Source organism: Streptomyces sp. NPDC093065 (assembly GCF_044754585.1).
In the GTDB taxonomy this organism is placed as follows: domain Bacteria; phylum Actinomycetota; class Actinomycetes; order Streptomycetales; family Streptomycetaceae; genus Streptomyces.
On record NZ_JBIVPJ010000021.1, the window covers coordinates 42,830 to 61,836 of the forward strand.

A 19,007-nucleotide genomic window follows, 5' to 3' on the forward strand; every position below is an offset into this window, starting at 1 on the left:
CCGTCGTGGCCATGAGCTCCACTCCCCCCGCACGCCGACTGCGCCTGGGCCTGCCGCGGCGGGTGTTCTCGCAGGTGCTGCTGATGCAGGTGGCGATCGCCGCGGGCGTCACCGTGCTCGCGACCGGGCTGTTCCTGGCGCCGCTCGGCGACCAGCTGGACGATCAGGCGATGCGCCGGGCCCTGGCGATCGCACAGACCACCGCGCAGCAACCGCAGGTCGTACGGGACCTGCGGGCCACCCGGCCGGCGGCGGACGGGCCGGTGCAGCAGGAGGCGGAGCGGGTCCGCGAGGCCACCAGGGCGGAGTACGTCGTCGTGATGGACCGCGACGGCGTGCGCTGGTCGCACACCGACCCGGAGCGCATCGGCGAGGTCGTCTCCACCGACCCGGGGCAGGCCCTGGCCGGACGCGAGGTCATGGAGATCGACAACGGCACGCTGGGCCGCTCCGCCCGCGGGAAGGTGCCCTTGCGCGACGGCGACGGCGAGATCGTGGGGGCGGTCTCGGTGGGCATCGCCTACGACAGCGTGCGGGCCCGGCTGATCCACGCCATTCCCGGCCTCTTCGCGTACGCCGGTGGCGCTCTGGCCGTCGGTGCGCTGGCGTCCTGGATCATCTCGCGCCGGGTGCAGCGCCAGACCCGGGACCTGGCCTTCTCGGACATCGCGGGGCTGCTGGCGGAGCGCGAGGCCATGCTGCACGGCATCCGGGAGGGCGTCGTCGCCCTCGACCGCGAGGGCCGGGTGCGCCTGCTCAACGACGAGGCGCAGCGCCTGCTGTGCATCGGCGGCGAGGCCGTCGGCCGCTTCCCCGACGAGGCGCTCGGCGCGGGGCGCACGGCCGACGTCCTGGCGGGCCGGGTGACCGGCACCGACCTGCTGACCGTGCGCGGCCAGCGGGTCCTGGTCGCCAACCGGATGCCCACGGACGACGGCGGCGCCGTGGCCACCCTGCGCGACCGCACCGAGCTGGAGCAGCTCGGCCGGGAGCTGGACTCCACGCGGGGCCTGATCGACGCGCTGCGCGCGCAGGACCACGAGCACGCCAACCGCATGCACACCCTGCTGGGGCTGCTGGAACTGGAGATGTACGACGACGCCGTGGAGTTCGTCGGCGAAGTCGTCGGCGACCACCGGGTCACCGCGGAGCAGATCACCGGGCGGGTCCGGGATCCCCTGGTCGCCGCCCTGCTGGTCGGCAAGGCGACCGTCGCGGCCGAACGAGGCGTCGCCCTGTGGGTCTCGGACCGGACGCGGCTGCCGGACCGCCTGGTCGATCCCGGCGGCCTCGTCACGATCGTCGGCAACCTGGTCGACAACGCCCTCGACGCCACCGCGGGAACACGGCACGCGCGCGTGGAGGTCGAACTGCGCGCCGAGGGACGCGCCGCCACGCTCACGGTGCGCGACACGGGCCCCGGCGTTCCGGCGGACCACCGGGAGCTGGTCTTCACCACGGGCTGGTCCACCAAGGAGCCGCCCGCTCACCGCGAACGCGGCATCGGACTCCCGCTGGTGCGCCGCCTGGCCGAACGACAGGGCGGCAGCGCGCATGTCGAAGAGGCGTACGGCGGCGGCGCGGAGTTCGTCGTGGTCCTGCCGGAGGCCCTGACCGAACCGGAAACGGAACCGGCGACGGAACAGGAACCGGCTCCGGAGTCCGCCACCACCGCCCCCGTGACCACCGCTGCCGAGAAGGAGTCCCGATGATCGAGGTCCTGGTCGTGGACGACGACACCCGGGTCGCGCGCGTCAACGCCGCGTACGTCGAGAAGGTGCCGGGCTTCCACGTCGCCGGTGAGGCGCACAACGCGCAGGAGGCGCTGGGTGCCGTGCAGAGGCTGCCCCGCCTGGACCTGATTCTGCTGGACCACTACCTGCCCGACCGGACCGGTCTTGAGGTCGTCCAGGAGATGCGGCGGCGAGGACTCCAGACCGACGTGATCATGGTGACGGCCGCCCGCGACGTGTCGACAGTCCAGGCGGCGATGCGGCAGGGGGCCCTCCAGTACCTGGTGAAACCGTTCGCCTTCGCCGGTCTGCGCGCCAAGCTGGAGGCCTACGCCGAGTTGCGCCGCACCCTCGACGGTGGCGGCGAGGCGGAACAGGCCGAGGTCGACCGGATCTTCGGCGCCCTGTCGGCACCGTCCGAGCCCGGTCTGCCCAAGGGGCACTCGCCCACCACCGCCGAACTGGTACGCCAGTGTCTGCTGAAGGCCGACGGACCGCTCTCCGCCCAGGAGATCGCCGACCGGACCGGGGTGAGCCGCCAGACCGCGCAGCGCTATCTGAAGCTCCTGGAACGCACCGGACGGGCCGTACTGACACTGAAGTACGGCGAGGCGGGCCGCCCCGAGCACCGTTACGCGTGGGCGACCCGCGCCTGAACGACCACTGGGCCCCGGGCGTTGCCGCCCCTACACGGCCCCCGCCCCGGTCAGCGACCGCACCTCGGTCTCGGCGTGCTTGGCCTCGTCCGGGACCTCGGGTGAGGTGACGGTGCCCAGCCAGCCCGCGAGGAAGCCCAGCGGAATCGAGACCAGGCCGGGGTTCTGCAGCGGGAAGTACTGGAAGTCGAGGCCGGGGAAGAGCGACTGCGGGCTGCCGGAGACCACCGGGGACAGCAGCACGAGCACCACGGACGGCACCAGACCGCCGTAGACCGCCCACACCGCACCCCGGGTGGTGAAGCCGCGCCAGAACAACGAGTAGAGCAGCACCGGCAGATTCGCGGAGGCGGCCACGGCGAAGGCGAGGCCCACCAGGAAGGCGACGTTGAGGTCGCGGGCGAGCAGACCGAGCCCAATCGCGACGGCGCCGATGCCGACGGCGGCGACCCGCGCCACGGCGACCTCGCTGCGCGGCTTGGAGTGGCGGCGCCGCAAGGACGCGTACAGGTCGTGGGCCACGGACGCCGAGGAGGCCAGGGTGATGCCGGCGACCACCGCGAGGATGGTGGCGAACGCGACGGCGGCGACGACCGCGAACAGGACCGTCCCGCCGGTGGACTGCGCGCCGCCGCCCAGGTCCAGGGCGAGCAGCGGCACCGCCGTGTTCCCGGCGGCGTTCGACGCGCGTACGGCCTCCGGGCCGACCAGGGCGGCGGCACCGAACCCGAGCACGATCGTCATCAGGTAGAAGCCGCCGATGAGACCGATCGACCAGACCACGGACCGCCGCGCCGCCCTGGCGGTGGGCACGGTGTAGAAGCGGGACAGGATGTGCGGCAGCCCGGCCGTGCCCAGCACCAGGGCGAGCCCCAGGCTGATGAAGTCGAAACGGGAGACCCAGTCCCCGCCGTAGGCGAGGCCGGGCGCGAGGAACGCCTCCCCGTGGCCGCTGCGTTCGGCCGCCGTTCGCAGCAGCCGGTCGACGTCGCCGTGGAAGCGCACCAGGACGAGCGCGGTCAGCGCCACCGTGCCGCCGAGCAGCAGGACCGCCTTCACGATCTGGATCCAGGTGGTGGCGCGCATCCCGCCCAGCGACACGTAGATCACCATGAGGGCGCCGACGCCGATGACGGTCCACGTCCGCGCCGCCCCGCTCGTCCCGCCCAGCAGCAGCGCGACCAGGCTGCCCGCGCCCACCATCTGCGCCACCAGGTACAGGACGGAAACGGTGACCGAGGAGGTCCCCGCGGCGATCCGTACCGGCCGCTCCCTCATCCGGGCGGCCACCACGTCGGCAAGGGTGAACCGCCCGCAGTTGCGGACCAGTTCGGCGACGAGGAACAGGACCACGAGCCAGGCCACCAGGAACCCCACCGAGTAGAGCATGCCGTCGTAGCCGTAGAGGGCGATGAGCCCCGAGATACCGAGGAACGACGCGGCCGACATGTAGTCGCCGGAGATGGCAAAACCATTCTCCATCGGCGAGAAGAGGCGGCCGCCCGCGTAGAACTCCTCCGCCGAGCCGTGCCGATGGCGGCCCACCCAGGTGGTGATCCCGAGCGTGACGGCGACGAACGTGCTGAACAGCAGCAGGCTAAGAGTCTGGTGATCTCCCGTCATGACGCACCGCCTCGCACCCCGCGCGTCAGCTCCTGCGTGTCCCACCGCAGTTCGAGCGCGGCCCGGTCCCTGCGCAGCCGGGCGTGCCGCGCGTAGGCCCAGGTGAGCAGGAACGTGGTGAGGAACTGACCGAGCCCGGCGACCATCGCCACGTTCACCGCGCCGGCCACCGGTCGGGCCATCAGGGTGGGGGCCGACGTGGCGGCCACCACGTAGGCCACGTACCACAGGAAGAAGGCGATGACCGCCGGGGCGACGAACCTCCGGTACCGGCCGCGGACCTCCTGGAAGGCCGCGCTCCGCTGGACCTCCAGATACACGTCGGCCGCGGTCCTGGACGGCGCCTCCGCCGGCTCCCGGCGCATCGGCGGCGCCGCCGGCTCCGGGGCCCCGGAGCCGGCCGACTCGCCCCAGCCGGAGGCGAGCGCGTCGTACCACGGGTCGTCGTACCCCGGACCGTCGAACCTCTGGTCGTCGTACCGCGGGCCGTCGAACCTCTGGTCGTCGTACCGCGGGCCGGGGGCCGTCTCGACGTAGGCCCTGCCCGGCACTGCGCGGTGGTCGGCCGCGCCTTCGGGACCGCCCCCGGCGCCGCGGGACCGGTCGTTGCTTGACTGCATGCCCAAGGATGGACAGAACGGGAAGATCCCCGACTCTTCTTCCGCCGGCACTTCACCCCATCAGGTGATTCATCCCCCTGGTGGCCGCACCAGTCCCTTCGTATAGGCGTAACGCACCGCCTGCGCACGGTCCTTGATCCCCGCCTTGCCGAACAGGTTGTTGATGTGGGTCTTCACAGTGGCCGTCGAAACCTGCAGTCTGCTCGCGATCTGCTGGTTGTTGAGCCCCTCGGCGATGAGGACCAGCACCTCGGTCTCCCGCGTGGTGAGCCCGTCCGGCGGCTCGGGAGGCCCCGACGGCCGCGGCTCGGACTCGGACAGGCGCTCCAGCAGACGCCGTTGGATGCTCGGAGCCAGTCCCGCGTCTCCGGACAGCACGCCGTGCACCGCCCGGACGATCTCGTCCCCGCCCGCGTCCTTGGTGAGGTAACCGCGCGCCCCCGCCCTCAGGGCGGGAAACACGGACTCGTCGTCCCCGTACGTCGTGAGTACGACCACCTGCGTCGCGGGATGTTCGGCCCGGATCCGGCGGGTGGCCTCCACCCCGTCGCACCTGGGCATCCGCAGATCCATCAGCACCACGTCCGGGGCGAGTTCGGCGACGAGCCGCACCGCCTCGTCGCCGTCCCCGGCGGCGCCCACGACTTCGACTCCGGGCAGGAGTCCGAGCAGCATCACGATCCCCTCCCGCACCACGGTCTGATCGTCGGCGACCACCACGCGCGCGAGCCTCTGCCCGCCTTCCTCCGTCATACGGGAACCTTCAACGTCACCACGAACCCCTCCTCGCCCGGACCTGCCCGCAGCGAGCCGCCCAGCAGTTCGGCGCGCTCCCGCATGCCCAGCAGACCGTACCCACCCCCGGTGCCGGTGGCTTCGCCGGGCGGGCCCCCCGAGTCCCGCACATCCAGCATCACTTCGCGGGCGCCGTAGTCCAGCCGCACCCGCACCCGGGCCCCGGGGGCGTGCCTGCGGGCATTCGTCAGCGCTTCCTGGGCCACTCTGCGCACGGCTTGCGACGCCTCGGCCGGCAGTGGTCTGCGTTCCCCCGTAATGGTGACCTCCGCCGCGCCCTCGGCCGTGTCGACGAGCTGGGCCAGGAAGTCCTCCAGCGGTGTCAGGTCCCCGCGGAGCGCGGACAGCGCCTGCCGGGTCTCGGCCAGTCCGTCGCGGGCCATCCCCCGCGCCGCCACCACCCGGTCCAGGATCTGCTGCCGGTCGGCGTCCCGCTCGATCAGCAACCGGGCCGCCTCCAGGTGCACCATCTGCGCCGAGAGGCTGTGTGCCAGCACGTCGTGGATCTCCCGGGCGATCCTGGCCCGCTCCGCGAGTGCCGCGGACTCCGCCTCGGCGGCCCGGGCGGCCCGCTCCTGGGCCAGCAGCCGCTGTGCGCTTCCCCGCGCCTCGGCGTCGAGCCGCAGGACGTATCCGGCGAGCGCCAGACCGGTCACCGTCGCCACCGTGGTCAGCCAGGCGTCGTCGCTCACCACTGCGTAGGAGGCCAGCGCCACCGAGGTCACGGGCAGCGCGGCCGCGACGGGCATCCGCTCCAGAGCCACGACGGCGCAGCCGCACCAGATGACCCGGGCGGGGACGCCGAAGCCGACGGACTCGGCGACGGCCGCGATCACGAGCAGCACGGCGACTAGTGCCAGGGACGGCCACAGGCGGTGTGCGAGCGTGGTCCGGAAGTAGGCCCATGCCACGCACAGCGCGGCCAGCAGGCCGACGGCCGCCAGGACCGACCCCCACCCGTGCAGGCTGCTGCTGCTGAACGCGCCCCACAGCAGCGTCCCGAACACCATCAGACGCACCGCGTGGGCGAGCAGACGGCGGGGACGGGAGACACCCTCGTGCAGGAGCGCCTCTCTGGAAGGCCACGTCGTCCAGACGTTCTCCGTCACGCGGGCTCCTTCCAGGTGGGCCGGGACACGGCGTCACGGTACGCGGGCCCGGGGGCTCCGGCAGGGCGCCCGGTCCGAACGCGCCAGGCCAGGACGCCGGAGCGGACCAGCAGGGTCACCGCGAGGGCGAGCAGCAGGGCGGAGCCGTCCTGCCGCACTCCCAGGGCCGCACCGACTCCGTAGAGAGCGGCGCGGAGTGCGATGCCGACGGCCCACACGGCCACGCTCGCCCGGCTGCCCCTGCTCCACACGGCGCCGTCGGTGCCCGCCCAGACACGGGTGGTCCAGGCCCAGCCGGCCCCGGTGACCAGGCCGACGAGTATTTCGGCGGCGAGCAGCAGGACGGAAGCCACGGAATGGTGGGCGTCGACCAGGCCGGGCTCGCGCAGCGCGACCACGCCCAGCACCACGGGCAGCACCCACCAGCGCCGGTCGGTGTCGATCCGGCTTGCGCGGAACTGCCGGGTGATCACCAGCCCGGCCACCGCCGTGATGGCCAACGCGTCGACGAGCCCGGACATCGTGCCTCCGTGAGCGGAAGAAGGTGATGCCGGCGGCGGTCCCGCCGACGCCTTCGACATTACGGAAACGACGAGGTCAGGGGATCGGAGCCCGGGTGGATCATGGGTGGAGGTCCGTTGGGCCCGGCACTCCACCCAGGGGTGGAGAGGGCGACGGTCCCGGACCGCGGGGCGGGACCCGGGCCCGGATCTCGCTCCCGGGCCCGGTCCGACGTACGGGTGTGGTCACGCGTCGATGCGCGACCGGTCCAGCGTCGCAGCCGAACTGGAGATGAACTCCTTGCGGGGAGCGACGTCGTTGCCCATCAGCAGGTCGAAGACCTCCTCGGCGGAGTCCAGGTCGGTGAGGTTGATCCGGCGCAGGGTGCGGCGCCGGGGGTCCATGGTCGTCTCCGCCAGCTGGTCGGCGTCCATCTCGCCCAGGCCCTTGTACCGCTGGATGGAGTCCTTGTACCGGATGTTCTTGCTCTGGAACTCCATGAGCTTGTCGCGCAGCTCTCGGTCCGAGTACGTGTAGACGTACTTGTCCTGGCCCTTCTTCGGCTGGATCAGCTCGATGCGGTGCAGCGGCGGCACCGCGGCGAACACCCGGCCCGCCTCCACCATGGGCCGCATGTAGCGGTGGAAGAGGGTCAGCAGCAGGGTGCGGATGTGGGAGCCGTCCACATCCGCGTCGGTCATCATGATGATCTTGCCGTAGCGGGCCGCGTCGATGTCGAACGTGCGGCCCGACCCGGCTCCTATGACCTGGATGATCGCCCCGCACTCGGCGTTCTTCAGCATGTCCGTCACAGAGGACTTCTGGACGTTGAGGATCTTGCCGCGGATCGGCAGCAGCGCCTGGAACTCGGAGTTCCGCGCGAGCTTGGCCGTGCCCAGCGCGGAGTCGCCCTCGACGATGAACAGCTCACTGCGGTCGACGTCGTCGCTGCGGCAGTCGGCGAGCTTCGCGGGCAGCGACGACGACTCCAGGGCCGTCTTGCGACGCTGGGCGTCCTTGTGCTGGCGCGCGGCGATACGGGTCCGGGCCGCGGCGACGGCCTTCTCCATGACGACCCGGGCCTGCTGGGCCGCGTCACGCTTGGTCGAGGTCAGGAACGCCTTCAGTTCCTTGCTGATCACGTTGTTCACGATCCGGCGGGCCGCCGAGGTGCCGAGGACCTCCTTGGTCTGGCCCTCGAACTGCGGCTCGGCGAGCCGGACGGTGACGACCGCGGTCAGCCCCTCCAGGGCGTCGTCCTTGACGATGTCGTCCTCGGCGACGCGGAGCATCTTCTTGGTGCGCAGCACCTCGTTCATCGTCTTCGCCACCGCCTGCTCGAAGCCGGCGACGTGGGTGCCGCCCTTGGGCGTGGCGATGATGTTGACGAAGGACCTGAGCGTGGTGTCGTACCCGGTGCCCCAGCGCATCGCGACGTCGACACCGAGGTCGCGGGTGACCTCGGTGGGCGTCATCTGCCCCTCCTCGTCCAGCACCGGGACCGTCTCCTTGAAGGAGCCCTGGCCGCTGAAGCGGAGCGTGTCGCAGACGGGCCGGTCACTGGCCAGGAACTCACAGAACTCGCTGATGCCGCCGTCGAAGCGGAACGACTCCTCACCCTTGCTGCCACCGTCGCCGAGACCGAACTCGTCCCGCACCACGATGGTCAGCCCGGGCACCAGGAACGCCGTCTGGCGGGCCCGCTGGTGCAGCGTGTCCAGGGAGAGCTTCGCGTCCTTGAGGAAGATCTGCCGGTCCGCCCAGTACCGCACGCGTGTGCCGCTGCGGCTCTTGGGGATCTTCTTGGCCTTGCGCAGCCCGTTTCCGGCGTCGAACTTGGCGTCCGGACCCGTCTTCGCGAACGTGCCCGGGACGCCGCGGCGGAAACTGATCGCGTGGGTGTGGCCCCCGCGGTCCACCTCGATGTCCAGGCGGGCGGACAGGGCGTTCACCACGGAGGCGCCGACGCCGTGCAGGCCGCCCGAGGCGGCGTAGGAGCCGCCTCCGAACTTGCCGCCGGCGTGCAGCTTGGTCATGACGACCTCGACGCCGGACAGGCCGGTCTTGGGCTCCACGTCGACCGGGATGCCCCGGCCGTTGTCCCGGACCTCCACGGAGGCGTCGTCGTGGAGGATCACCTCGATGTGGTCGCAGTAACCGCCCAGGGCCTCGTCGACCGAGTTGTCGATGATCTCCCACAGGCAGTGCATCAGGCCACGGCTGTCGGTGGATCCGATGTACATGCCCGGACGCTTGCGCACGGCCTCGAGTCCCTCGAGGACGAGCAGGTGCCGCGCGGTGTAGTTGGACCCGTCCCGGTCTGCTCCTGCCAGCAGCGCAGTGGACGGCACGGATGTCTCGGCGGTCACGCGGTTCGCTCCTCGCTGAATTTCAGATGGGGCCCCGCTGGGTAAGGGCGCGGCTCGGTTCACCGATCAGAGGGTACCGAGGCCTGGTAGAGCCGTTGTAACGCCACCCTCGTCAATGACTCACCCTAGTCCACGGTCGCATGCATGTTCGATCCCTCGATGGGGTGAAGTACACATCACGTTCCCTTCGAGGCATGAACCATTTAGGCTCCGGGCACGTCCTCATGAACAAACCGGCAACCCAGCCGGCGGGACCGAACCTGACCGACCGCGCGAACCCGTACGACACAGAGACACGCAATACGGCACATTCGCCGCCAATCGGCAACAGCCGGCCCCTCGGAAAGTTTTTTTCGAGGAAAAGCCACGAGCGGGAACGTTTTGGGGCTGGTTGGATGTTGACCCTGGTACGACAGCTCGTCGAGCTAGAGAAGAGGCGACGTGACTACTGTTCTGACTTCCGCAAGCCCGCTGACGGCCGCCGATCGCTGCGACCGCTGCGGCGCCCAGGCATACCTGCGCGTCGTCCTGCTGAGCGGCGGAGAACTGCTCTTCTGCGCCCACCACGGTCGCAAGTTCGAGCCGGAACTCAAGAAGATCGCCGCTGAGATACAGGACGAGACGGAGCGGCTGACGGCCGTTCCGGCATCCTCCGCCGAGGAAGAGCGCTGATCAGACGCGCCCGACGACGAGCCGAATCGGCACAGGCCGATGAGCGGGCGGCCGCCTCCGTTTCCCGGAGGCGGCCGCCCGTACTCGTGTCCGGCAGGCTCTCAGCGGCCGTCAGGCGCGCCCCCGCGCTGCGTCGCGGCCGCGCCGTCCCAGCCCAGCGTCCGCAGCACGGAGGAGACGCGCGTGTACACCCCGGGGCTGCCCGGGCGGCCGCAGCCGCTCCCCCAGGACACCAGGCCGATGAGCCTCCCCCGACCGACCAGCGGTCCGCCGCTGTCCCCCTGACAGGCGTCACGCCCCCCGGCCTCCTGCCCGGCACAGAGCATGGTGTCCGGGAGGTACCGCCCGTCGTCGTTCCCCGGATACGCCCGCCGGCAGGACGCGTCGGAGAGCACCCGCACGCGCGCCGCGTGCAGGCCGTTCGCGTAGTCACCGGCACCTGAGGTGTCGCCCCAGCCGTAGACGAGGGCCCCCGTGTCGGGTGTGTACGCGGGGTCGCCCTCCGCGGCCATCCCTATGACCGATCCCTCGGGGAGCGCTTCGGAAAGAGTGAGCACCGCGAAGTCGCCCGCGTTGCTGCTGTCGTCGTGCTTTGGGTTCACCCAGACGGAGCGAATGGGGATCTCCTGCCCCCGGTCCGACAGCAGATCGGTCCGGCCCGCGATGACCCGCAGGTCGTCCACCTGGTCCGGAGGCGATCCGAGAACCTCCTCCCCCAGACAGTGGGCCGCCGTGAGCACGGTGGTCCGCCCGACGGCCACTCCCCCGCAGAACTGCCCCGCCCGGGTACCTCCGAACCGGTCACGACTGGACAGGGCGACCGTCCACGGGCTGTCGGACACTTCGACCGGAAAACCCCCGACGACGATGCTGTCGGCGGATGCGGGGGCGGCGGACCCCAGCGGTATCGCGGTCGCGGCGGCCGCCAGCACCAGCGGCCGGGCCAGTGTCCGGGCAAAGAGACGACGCATGCGGGCTCCTCACTCCTAGGTGGTCATGAGACACCCAGAGTGATCCAGTACGCCGTGTCGCGCACCCGCTGCCCAGCGCGGAGGCCCGGTTCCGCAACGGGCGGGACCGGGCCTCGTTGGCTCGTGCTGTCGCTCGTACCGCCTGCCGCGACCTAGTCGAGGTAGTCGCGCAACACCTGAGAGCGCGACGGGTGACGCAGCTTCGACATGGTCTTCGACTCGATCTGGCGGATGCGCTCACGCGTGACGCCGTACACCTTGCCGATCTCGTCGAGGGTCTTCGGCTGACCGTCGGTGAGACCGAAGCGCATGGAGACGACGCCCGCCTCACGCTCGGACAGGGTGTCGAGAACGGAGTGCAGCTGCTCCTGCAGGAGTGTGAAGCTGACCGCGTCGGCCGGGACGACCGCTTCGGAGTCCTCGATGAGGTCACCGAACTCGCTGTCGCCGTCCTCGCCGAGCGGGGTGTGCAGTGAGATGGGCTCGCGACCGTACTTCTGGACCTCGATGACCTTCTCCGGGGTCATGTCGAGCTCCTTGGCCAGCTCCTCCGGGGTGGGCTCGCGGCCCAGGTCCTGGAGCATCTGGCGCTGCACACGCGCGAGCTTGTTGATGACCTCGACCATGTGCACCGGGATACGGATGGTGCGGGCCTGGTCGGCCATCGCGCGGGTGATCGCCTGACGGATCCACCAGGTGGCGTACGTGGAGAACTTGTAGCCCTTGGTGTAGTCGAACTTCTCCACCGCGCGGATCAGACCGAGGTTGCCCTCCTGGATGAGGTCCAGGAAGAGCATGCCGCGACCGGTGTAGCGCTTGGCCAGGGAGACCACCAGACGGAGGTTGGCCTCCAGCAGGTGGTTCTTGGCGCGGCGGCCGTCCTCGGCGATGATCTCCAGCTCGCGCTTGAGCTTGGGCGCCAGCTTGTCGGAGTTCGCCAGCTTGTCCTCGGCGAACAGACCGGCCTCGATGCGCTTGGCGAGTTCGACCTCCTGCTCGGCGTTGAGCAGGGGGACCTTGCCGATCTGCTTGAGGTAGTCCTTGACCGGGTCTGCGGTGGCGCCGGCCGCGGCGACCTGCTGGGCCGGGGCGTCGTCCTCGTCCTCGTCGGACAGCACGAAGCCCGCGTTCTCGGTGCCCTCGGGCTCCTCCGTCGCGGCCTTCGGCTCCTCGGTCGCCTCGTCCTCGAGAAGCTCGCCGTCTTCCTTCTTGGCGGTCGTCTTCTTCGCCGCGGTCTTCTTGGCGGTCGTCTTCTTAGCCGTCGCCTTCTTGGCGGTCGTCTTCTTCGCCGCCGCCTTCTTGGCAGGTGCCTCTTCCTCGACGGCGGGCTCGGCGGCGGGCGCCGCGGGGGCGGCGGGAGCGGTCGCCTTCCTGCTGGTCACCGTCTTCGCCGCGACCGCCTTCGTGGCGGTGCGCTTGGCGGGACTCTTCGCTGCGACGCTCTTTCGGGTGCGCTTGGGCTCTGCGGCACTGACCATCAGCGTCACACCCTCTTCCTCGAGGATCTGGTTGAGGCTGCGCAGTACGTTCTTCCACTGAGTGGCCGGAATCTGGTCAGCTTCGAAGGCCCGACGCACGTCATCGCCGGCGATCTGCCCCTCAGCCTTTCCCCGCTCAATGAGCGCCATGACAGAGACGGACTCGGCGATCTCCGGCGGGAGCGTACGGGATGTGCTGGCCGACACGAACAACCTCTCGGAACGTTGAAAAACGGCTTCCGGCCCCGTCCACGGCGGAGGGGCCGACCACCGGCTTGGGATGGGCCGACGGTGCGGGCGGGCCGGGGAGATGCACAGCGCCGTGAACGGCGTCCGTATTCCCTCCGCGGCTGTCACCTCTTAGGTCATCGTGTTGTTCCCAAGAGCGTTACGCCCAATCCGCGTGGCCCGAGTCACACCCCGCAAGCGATCAAAACCAGTCAAATTCTAATAAACAAGGTCATCGCTCGTGCGTCCCGACCGTATGGGACGGCTCAGCCTCTCATCACACCGTCGGACCCCGGGGAACCGTGAGCGGCTCCGCGGGGCCCGACGATGCCGGCGGCGCGCCGGCCACTGCCACAGGAGGGGTTTGGCGTGCCCGGATCGCGCCGCCGCGGCGGAAGGCGGTCAGTGCTCGCGCGGAGCGGGCACCACGCGTTCCACCTCGGGGTGGACGGTCAGAAGCTGGCGCATGGCCGCTTCGGCCGCCGCGCCGTCGCCGGTGGCGAGGGCGTCGACGATCCTGCCGTGCTGCGCGAGCGACACGTCGTTCGGCCGGTCACAGCCGGTGACCGGCCCTCCGGAGACGTGGAGGGCGGCGGAGACGATCCCGGAGAGGTGGTCCAGCATCCGGTTGCCCGCGACCTGGATGAGCAGGGCGTGGAACTCGGCATCGGCACGCGAGAAGGTGAGCGCGTCACCCTGCCCCATGGCGTGCCCCATGATCCCGACCATGTCGGACAGGCGCTGCTGCACGTCCTCGCGCCCGTGTCCGGCGGCCAGGCGCGCGGCGAGCGGCTCGATCGTCCAGCGCAGCTCGCTCAGCTCGCGGCGCTGGTCGTCGCGCTGCGGCCCGAAGGCACGCCATTCGATGATGTCCGGATCAAGGAGGTTCCAGTCACTGACGGGACGCACCCGCGTACCGACGTTCGGCCGGGCGCTGACCAGGCCCTTCGCCTCCAGTACACGAAGGGACTCGCGCACCACGGTGCGGGAGACCTCGAAACGCTGGCCGATCTCCTCGGGCACCAGCGGGCGGTCGGCACCCAGGTCGCCCGAAACGATCATCTGGCCGAGCTGCTGGACGAGTTGCCCGTGCAGCCCACGGCCACGGTTGCCCGCGCTGCGCCGGCCCACGCGGCCCAGCTCGGTCTCCACCCCTTCCCAGGAGGGCGCTCCGACGCGGTCGACGGCGGGCGTCTCGGCGTACGGGTAGCGGTCGAGTTCGCCCGGGTTCGCGAGGCCGGAGTCGGCGGAACGGGCGGCGGTCATCATGGTGTGCGCAAGGGTACTCACGCATCCTTTGTCGGCGCCCACCCCAACTCCCTTGAGGTCTTTGGTGAAAAGCACACGAAAGGGTGATCGCTCACCCCGTCGCAATTGACGCCTTATCGGAAAGAAATGGGCTTTCCCCGGGGAGTTGCGCACACGGTCGGAACGGAAGGGTGAGACAGGCGTCATCGAACCCTGTTGCGCAGGGTCATGAGCAGGTACACGCAGAGCAGCGCCGTCAGCCACAACGTCATTGCCCCGCCCACGGGTTGGGCGATCAGTCGCAGCATCTCCGCCACGTACCGCTCGCCCCCGAACGGCCACTGGGTCAGGAGGACCTCGCGCACTCGCATCGGGAAGCCGGCGGCCGTCCGCACGGACGGGCCCTCCCAGACCTTCTGTACGAGCGGTACGACGGCGACCGGAACGGCGACCACCGCCGCCAGCCCGGCGGTGGTGGACCGGAAGACCCCCGCTGCGAGCACCCCGGACCACGCGCAGCCGACGACGAGTCCGAGCCAACCGGCACTCAGCTCGGGCCAGTCGGCGGGGAGCCCCGCGAGCTCGGACCCGTAGAAGAGACGCAGCACTTCGGCGTCGCAGCCCACCGTCAGGACGCCCAGCAGCAGTGCGGTGGCCGCGGAGACGAGGAGTTTGGCGGTCAGCAGTCCCATGCGGCGGGGCACGGTGCCGCGGTCCGCCGCGAGGGCGGGGTGGCGGAACTCGTCGCCGAAGGCGAGCGCGCCGAGCAGCCCGGCGCCGAGCGCGGCGGGCGGCAGCGGGAGCTCTCGCGGCCACGCGGCCAGGAGCCGCGCCTGCGGGGTGTGTCCGACTCGGGCGAGGACCACGGCGGTAACGGCTGACACGAGGAGCACCGCCGCGCCGGTGACGAAGCCGGTGCCGACTCCCAGTGCGCGCCGGAGTTCGTAGCGCAGCGGCCGGAGGGGGCTGGGGGCGGACCGGACGGAGATGGGCGGCGGAAGGGCGACTGCCCCGTCCCGGGACCTCGCCGCGCGGAGCGTGAGGGCACTGAACGGGCGCGGCGCACGGTGCGGGACGGCGTCGGGCGCGGCGGGCCCGCGGGCTGCGGGAGCGTCCGCGGGGGCGGGGGCTTGGCGAGGCCCGGGCGTCTTGCGGTTGGCGGTCCCGCACGCGGATACGTCCGTGTCCGTGCCTCCGTCGGCGGCGGACACCCGGGGGCCGGTGGGAGGGGTTGCGTCGCCGGGGCTCGGCTGCGAGACGGCGGACGGAGGGGAGGAGGAGCCGGCGGGCGAGGAGCGGAGCGCACCCGGTGTCCCGGCGCCCTGCGCACGGTCGCCGTCCGTCTCCCGTCGCTCTCGGTGCCGGGCTGCGGGGACCGCGCCGGCCCCGGCACCCATGTCGCCCACCTCGTCGGCCAGTTGGTGTACGAGGATGCCGTGCCGGAAAGCCGTCTCGCCGATGTCGGCGCACGTACTGCCGTACACCGCGAGACGGTTGCCGCCCTCGGGCACCACCTCGACGGAACGGCGGGCCGTACGCGCCTCCTTGGCCACCAGGGCGGCGAGCCGGACGGCGTGCGGGCTGCGGACGGCGACGCGGGGGCGCAACCGGGTGCGGGAGAACTCCGTCGCCTCCTGGTCGGCGACGACTCTGCCCCGCTCCAGCGTGACGACGTGGTCGGCGCTGCGCGCGGCCTCCTTCGGATCCGCCGTGCTGAACAGGACCGTGCCGCCCTGGGCGGCGTGGGCACGCAGTGCGCCGTGCAGCCGTCGGGCGTCCTGGACGGAGAGTGCGCCGGCCGGGTCGTCGAAGACCAGGGTGTGCGGGTCGGGCACGAGCGCGCAGGCCAGGCCGAGCCGCCGGTCCATGCCCCGGGAGAGGGTGCCCAGGCGTTCGTCTCGCAGGCTCTCGAGACCGAGCGACTCCAGGACCTCGTCGGCCCTGCGGACGGGAACACCGGCGGCCGCGCACAGCATGCGCAGATGACCGCGCACCGTACGGGCGGGGTGCCCCGGTACGTCACCCAGCAGCACGCCGACCTCGCGGGAGGGGTGGGCGATGCGGTGCAGGGGGCGGCCTCTGAAGTAGGTGAGGCCCCGGCCGTGTTGGAGCTCGAGCATGAGTCTGAGAGCCGTCGTCTTCCCGGCGCCCGATGCTCCGAGCAGTGCGGTGACGCGGCCCGCGCGCGCCTCGAACGAGACGTCGTCGACGGCGGGCGGAAGCTCCTTGCGGGGGTTGCTGGTCAGTCCGAAGGCCTGGATCACCCGTAGCAAGATAGCGTGTGATATCCGGTTTTTCGGGTATAGCGCGGCCTGTCGGCACGGGCGCGGCACCGCTCCCCACGATCCTTCGCCCGCCATGCGCGCCCGGTCCGGCCGGACCCGGCGTCAGACCTCGGGACGGAGCATCGGAGGGTTGAGGAGGGTCGCGCCGCCCGCCCGGAAGAGCTGGGCGGGACGGCCGCCCTGGCGGGTGGTCGTCCCGCCGGTGGGCACGAGGAACCCCGGCGTGCCCGTCACCTTGCGGTGGAAGTTGCGGGGGTCGAGCGCCACGCTCCACACAGCCTCGTAGACGCGGCGCAGCTCGCCTACGGTGAACTCGGGCGGGCAGAAGGCAGTGGCCAGCGACGAGTACTCGATCTTGGAGCGGGCTCGTTCCACGCCGTCCGCCAGGATCTGGGCGTGGTCGAAGGCGAGCGGTGCCACCGCCTCGCCGGCGTGGCCGTAGCCGCTCTGTTCCAGCAGCTCCTCGACCGGTGCCCAACGGGCGTTGCTGGCGTCGCCCCCCGCTCTCGGTGCGGGCAGATCGGGGGCGAGTGCGAGGTGGGCGACGCTGACCACCCGCATCCGGGGGTCTCGCTCGGGGTCGCCGTACGTCGCCAGCTGCTCCAGGTGGGCACCGTTGTCCGTCGGCGCGGCAGGGTCGTGGACGCACAGTCCCGTCTCCTCGGCCAGTTCCCGCGCCGCCGCCTGCGCCAGGTCCTCGCCAGCCCTCACGAACCCGCCGGGCAGAGCCCAACGGCCCTGGAACGGCGGCTCGCCCCTGCGCACCGCAAGCGCGCACAGGGAGTGGCGGCGCACGGTCAGCACGACCAGGTCCACAGTGACGGCGAAGGGCGGAAAGGCTGACGGGTCGTAGGGCATGCCGCGATCATAGTCGTCTGCCTGACGATAAACACTCCCTTCGCCAACCGCTGCGGACAGTGATCCACTCTCTTCCCACCATGTCCCACTACCCGTCCCGGCCAGCCGCACGAGCACGTGTCGCACCAGGTCAGGCGACCATTCTCAGCCGGGTCCCGGGGCCGGGGGCGAGCAGCGCCCGCCGGCATCGGCCCAACGCCTCGGGGACGGCGACCGCCCGCTTCAGGAGCGCCCGTCCCCGTCGGTCCCGCGCTCTCCCGTATGTGTCCCGTCCGGGCGTGGCCCCTGCCTGCCCGTGGCCGCCGTCCCCGAGGCGTCGGGGCGGGTCCGGCCCGTCCGCGTGGTTCCGGGCCGGCCGCCCCCGGAGGGCGTGCGAGGACGCACGATCCCGGTGCCCGGCTCGTCGGCCCGCGACCTCATACGGCGTCGGACGCCGTGCGGCGAGCTGACGGCGCGCGAGCGGCGCCGACGGCCGGACGGCGAGGCGGACGAGAGGTCGGCCGGCTCCCGTTCCCCGGGCGCACCGCCGCGTCCGTCGGAGCCCGAAGCGCCGCCTTCCGTGTCCGCGCCACCCTCCCTGTCCGCGCCGCCTTTCCTGCCCTCACGCAGGCAGCGCCGGATCGACTCGGGGTCGAGACCCTCGTTGCACGCCTGGTGCAGCAGCCGGGCGAAGAGGTAGTCGGGGTCCGCTCCGAGGGCCATGGCCAACGCCTCCCGCGCCTCCAATTCGTCCCCGGTGGACCAGGCGACCCAGCCCGCGAGGGTGAGGGGCGCCGCCGCGTGTTCGCCGTAGGGCCCGACGCAGCGACGGGCCAGGGCCCGCCAGAGGCGCATCGCGGGTGCCGCCTCGTCGCCCTCCATCCATGCGGCCGCGCGGTCGCGTGTCGTACGGTCCTGGAGTCCGAGGATCAACGCCGCCGCTTCCTCGTCGCCGAGCAGTTGGTCGTCGCGCAGGTCTTCGGCCGGCATACCGGAGACGGGCGGGGCCCCGGCGAGGCGTCGCATGACCCGCTCCGCCGTGTCCAGCGTCTCCTCGGCCACCTCCGAGCGGCCGCCGGCGTCCAGGATCCGGGCGACCAGCGTCGTGGCGGCCGCGTCCAGGACGGCCGTCTGCCCGCCCGCCGCCACGTCTTCCCGTGGGAGCATCCTGGCCCTCAGGTCACGGAGCGAGCCGCGCACCTGGATACCGGCGTAGGTGGCCGCCGCGGCCAGTACCGACGTGCCCGGCAGTCCCATGGGGAGGCCGCCTGCCGGGCAACAGGCCTCTTCGTCGCAGCAGTAGGACCAGAACCGCCCGGCCGAGATGCACAGCGCCTCGACGACGGGAACGTCGAGGGCACCGCACTCGACGCGCAGCTTCTGTGCCAGCGGTCGCAGTCGCTCCATCACGTCGCGTCCGGTCTCGCCCGGGCCCGGTTCCTGGCAGAGGTAGGCGACCATCTGCTCGGGCCGCACCCCTCGCCGCTCGCTTCCGTACACCAGGCCGTGGACCAGTTGTCCGGCCGCGCCCGCCCAGTCGTCCGGGTTCGCGGGGATGCCGAGTCGCGCGCGGCCTCCGAAGCGGCCCCGCCCGTCCCTGTCCCGCAGGGCGGCCAGGACGATGCTGTCCTCGGGGCGGTACCCGAGCAGGTACGGCAGGGCGTCGGCGAGTTCCGCGGGGGTGCGCAGGGTGACCTGGTGTTCGTCTCCGGGGCTCTCGTGCGGGGCGCGGTCCAAGCGGCTCTGCTCCGCGGCGTCCGGGATGTCGCCGTTCTCGAAGGATCCGGTCGTTTCGCTGTGGTTCGTCATGGCTCGACGATCTCGCGGATCGCCAAGTTCCGCTTGCCCTGTGGATAACTCCCGGCAGGAGCCGTCACTCGGG

At 71.7% G+C, this 19,007-nt stretch carries 15 protein-coding genes; 3 read left to right on the forward strand and 12 right to left on the reverse strand.

Annotated features, from left to right (window positions below):
• Window positions 1-11 precede the first annotated feature (11 nt).
• Window positions 12-1,712 (forward strand): ATP-binding protein, encoded by a 1,701-nt coding sequence (locus ACIQFU_RS30000; RefSeq protein WP_402555634.1) that lies wholly within the window; start codon window positions 12-14, stop codon window positions 1,710-1,712.
• The gene (locus tag ACIQFU_RS30005) at window positions 1,709-2,389 is read left to right on the forward strand and encodes a response regulator (RefSeq protein WP_402555636.1); all 681 of its coding nucleotides are present in this window, start codon (window positions 1,709-1,711) and stop codon (window positions 2,387-2,389) included. Before ACIQFU_RS30000 ends, ACIQFU_RS30005 begins: the two co-directional genes overlap by 4 nt.
• Before the next feature lie 30 nt (window positions 2,390-2,419).
• Here ACIQFU_RS30005 and ACIQFU_RS30010 read toward each other — a convergent pair whose 3' ends face one another.
• The 6 genes from ACIQFU_RS30010 to ACIQFU_RS30035 form a co-directional block, all read right to left on the reverse strand.
• Window positions 2,420-4,012 (reverse strand): cation acetate symporter, encoded by a 1,593-nt coding sequence (locus ACIQFU_RS30010; protein WP_402555637.1) that lies wholly within the window; start codon window positions 4,010-4,012, stop codon window positions 2,420-2,422.
• The gene (locus ACIQFU_RS30015; protein ID WP_402555638.1) at window positions 4,009-4,632 is read right to left on the reverse strand and encodes a DUF485 domain-containing protein; all 624 of its coding nucleotides are present in this window, start codon (window positions 4,630-4,632) and stop codon (window positions 4,009-4,011) included. Before ACIQFU_RS30015 ends, ACIQFU_RS30010 begins: the two co-directional genes overlap by 4 nt.
• A 69-nt stretch (window positions 4,633-4,701) precedes the next feature.
• On the reverse strand, window positions 4,702-5,385 hold the full coding sequence (locus ACIQFU_RS30020; protein WP_402555640.1) for a response regulator: 684 nt from the start codon (window positions 5,383-5,385) through the stop codon (window positions 4,702-4,704).
• Window positions 5,382-6,536 carry a sensor histidine kinase gene (locus tag ACIQFU_RS30025; RefSeq protein WP_402555641.1) on the reverse strand — a complete coding sequence of 385 codons (1,155 nt, stop codon included), beginning with the start codon at window positions 6,534-6,536 and terminating at the stop codon, window positions 5,382-5,384. Before ACIQFU_RS30025 ends, ACIQFU_RS30020 begins: the two co-directional genes overlap by 4 nt.
• Window positions 6,533-7,057: a DUF1453 domain-containing protein gene (locus ACIQFU_RS30030; protein WP_402555642.1), complete on the reverse strand. Its 525-nt coding sequence runs from the start codon at window positions 7,055-7,057 to the stop codon at window positions 6,533-6,535. Before ACIQFU_RS30030 ends, ACIQFU_RS30025 begins: the two co-directional genes overlap by 4 nt.
• A 225-nt stretch (window positions 7,058-7,282) precedes the next feature.
• Window positions 7,283-9,406 (reverse strand): type IIA DNA topoisomerase subunit B, encoded by a 2,124-nt coding sequence (locus ACIQFU_RS30035; protein ID WP_402555644.1) that lies wholly within the window; start codon window positions 9,404-9,406, stop codon window positions 7,283-7,285.
• 441 nt (window positions 9,407-9,847) lie between these two features.
• On the opposite strand from ACIQFU_RS30035, the gene ACIQFU_RS30040 reads away from it, so the two are divergent.
• Window positions 9,848-10,078: a hypothetical protein gene (locus ACIQFU_RS30040; protein WP_007445070.1), complete on the forward strand. Its 231-nt coding sequence runs from the start codon at window positions 9,848-9,850 to the stop codon at window positions 10,076-10,078.
• A 101-nt stretch (window positions 10,079-10,179) separates the two neighbouring features.
• On the opposite strand, the gene ACIQFU_RS30045 is transcribed toward ACIQFU_RS30040, so the two are convergent.
• The 6 genes from ACIQFU_RS30045 to ACIQFU_RS30070 form a co-directional block, all read right to left on the reverse strand.
• Window positions 10,180-11,049 (reverse strand): S1 family peptidase, encoded by an 870-nt coding sequence (locus tag ACIQFU_RS30045; RefSeq protein WP_402555645.1) that lies wholly within the window; start codon window positions 11,047-11,049, stop codon window positions 10,180-10,182.
• Between the two features lie 152 nt (window positions 11,050-11,201).
• Window positions 11,202-12,734, reverse strand: coding sequence for an RNA polymerase sigma factor (locus tag ACIQFU_RS30050; protein ID WP_076976682.1), 1,533 nt, complete (start codon window positions 12,732-12,734; stop codon window positions 11,202-11,204).
• Window positions 12,735-13,157: 423 nt separating this feature from the next.
• Window positions 13,158-14,045 (reverse strand): sporulation transcriptional regulator WhiH, encoded by an 888-nt coding sequence (gene whiH / locus ACIQFU_RS30055; RefSeq protein WP_402555647.1) that lies wholly within the window; start codon window positions 14,043-14,045, stop codon window positions 13,158-13,160.
• 161 nt (window positions 14,046-14,206) lie between these two features.
• The gene (locus tag ACIQFU_RS30060) at window positions 14,207-16,267 is read right to left on the reverse strand and encodes an ATP-binding cassette domain-containing protein (protein WP_402555648.1); all 2,061 of its coding nucleotides are present in this window, start codon (window positions 16,265-16,267) and stop codon (window positions 14,207-14,209) included.
• 123 nt (window positions 16,268-16,390) lie between these two features.
• Entirely contained in the window at window positions 16,391-17,146 is a 756-nt protein-coding gene (locus ACIQFU_RS30065; RefSeq protein WP_402555649.1) for an NUDIX domain-containing protein, read from the reverse strand.
• A gap of 222 nt (window positions 17,147-17,368) precedes the next feature.
• A complete protein-coding gene (locus ACIQFU_RS30070) occupies window positions 17,369-18,934 on the reverse strand; it encodes a DUF4192 family protein (protein WP_402555651.1) in 1,566 nt (521 codons plus the stop codon).
• Between the last annotated feature and the right edge of the window lie 73 nt (window positions 18,935-19,007).

What these genes read in the sequence shown, in the direction of transcription:
- ACIQFU_RS30045 (WP_402555645.1), bottom strand. Translation starts at nt 11,049, where the DNA reads ATGCGTCGTCTCTTTGCCCGGACACTGGCCCGGCCGCTGGTGCTGGCG.
- ACIQFU_RS30000 (WP_402555634.1), top strand. Translation starts at nt 12, where the DNA reads ATGAGCTCCACTCCCCCCGCACGCCGACTGCGCCTGGGCCTGCCGCGG.
- ACIQFU_RS30030 (WP_402555642.1), bottom strand. Translation starts at nt 7,057, where the DNA reads ATGTCCGGGCTCGTCGACGCGTTGGCCATCACGGCGGTGGCCGGGCTG.
- ACIQFU_RS30070 (WP_402555651.1), bottom strand. Translation starts at nt 18,934, where the DNA reads ATGACGAACCACAGCGAAACGACCGGATCCTTCGAGAACGGCGACATC.
- ACIQFU_RS30005 (WP_402555636.1), top strand. Translation starts at nt 1,709, where the DNA reads ATGATCGAGGTCCTGGTCGTGGACGACGACACCCGGGTCGCGCGCGTC.
- ACIQFU_RS30065 (WP_402555649.1), bottom strand. Translation starts at nt 17,146, where the DNA reads ATGCCCTACGACCCGTCAGCCTTTCCGCCCTTCGCCGTCACTGTGGAC.
- ACIQFU_RS30015 (WP_402555638.1), bottom strand. Translation starts at nt 4,632, where the DNA reads ATGCAGTCAAGCAACGACCGGTCCCGCGGCGCCGGGGGCGGTCCCGAA.
- ACIQFU_RS30020 (WP_402555640.1), bottom strand. Translation starts at nt 5,385, where the DNA reads ATGACGGAGGAAGGCGGGCAGAGGCTCGCGCGCGTGGTGGTCGCCGAC.
- ACIQFU_RS30010 (WP_402555637.1), bottom strand. Translation starts at nt 4,012, where the DNA reads ATGACGGGAGATCACCAGACTCTTAGCCTGCTGCTGTTCAGCACGTTC.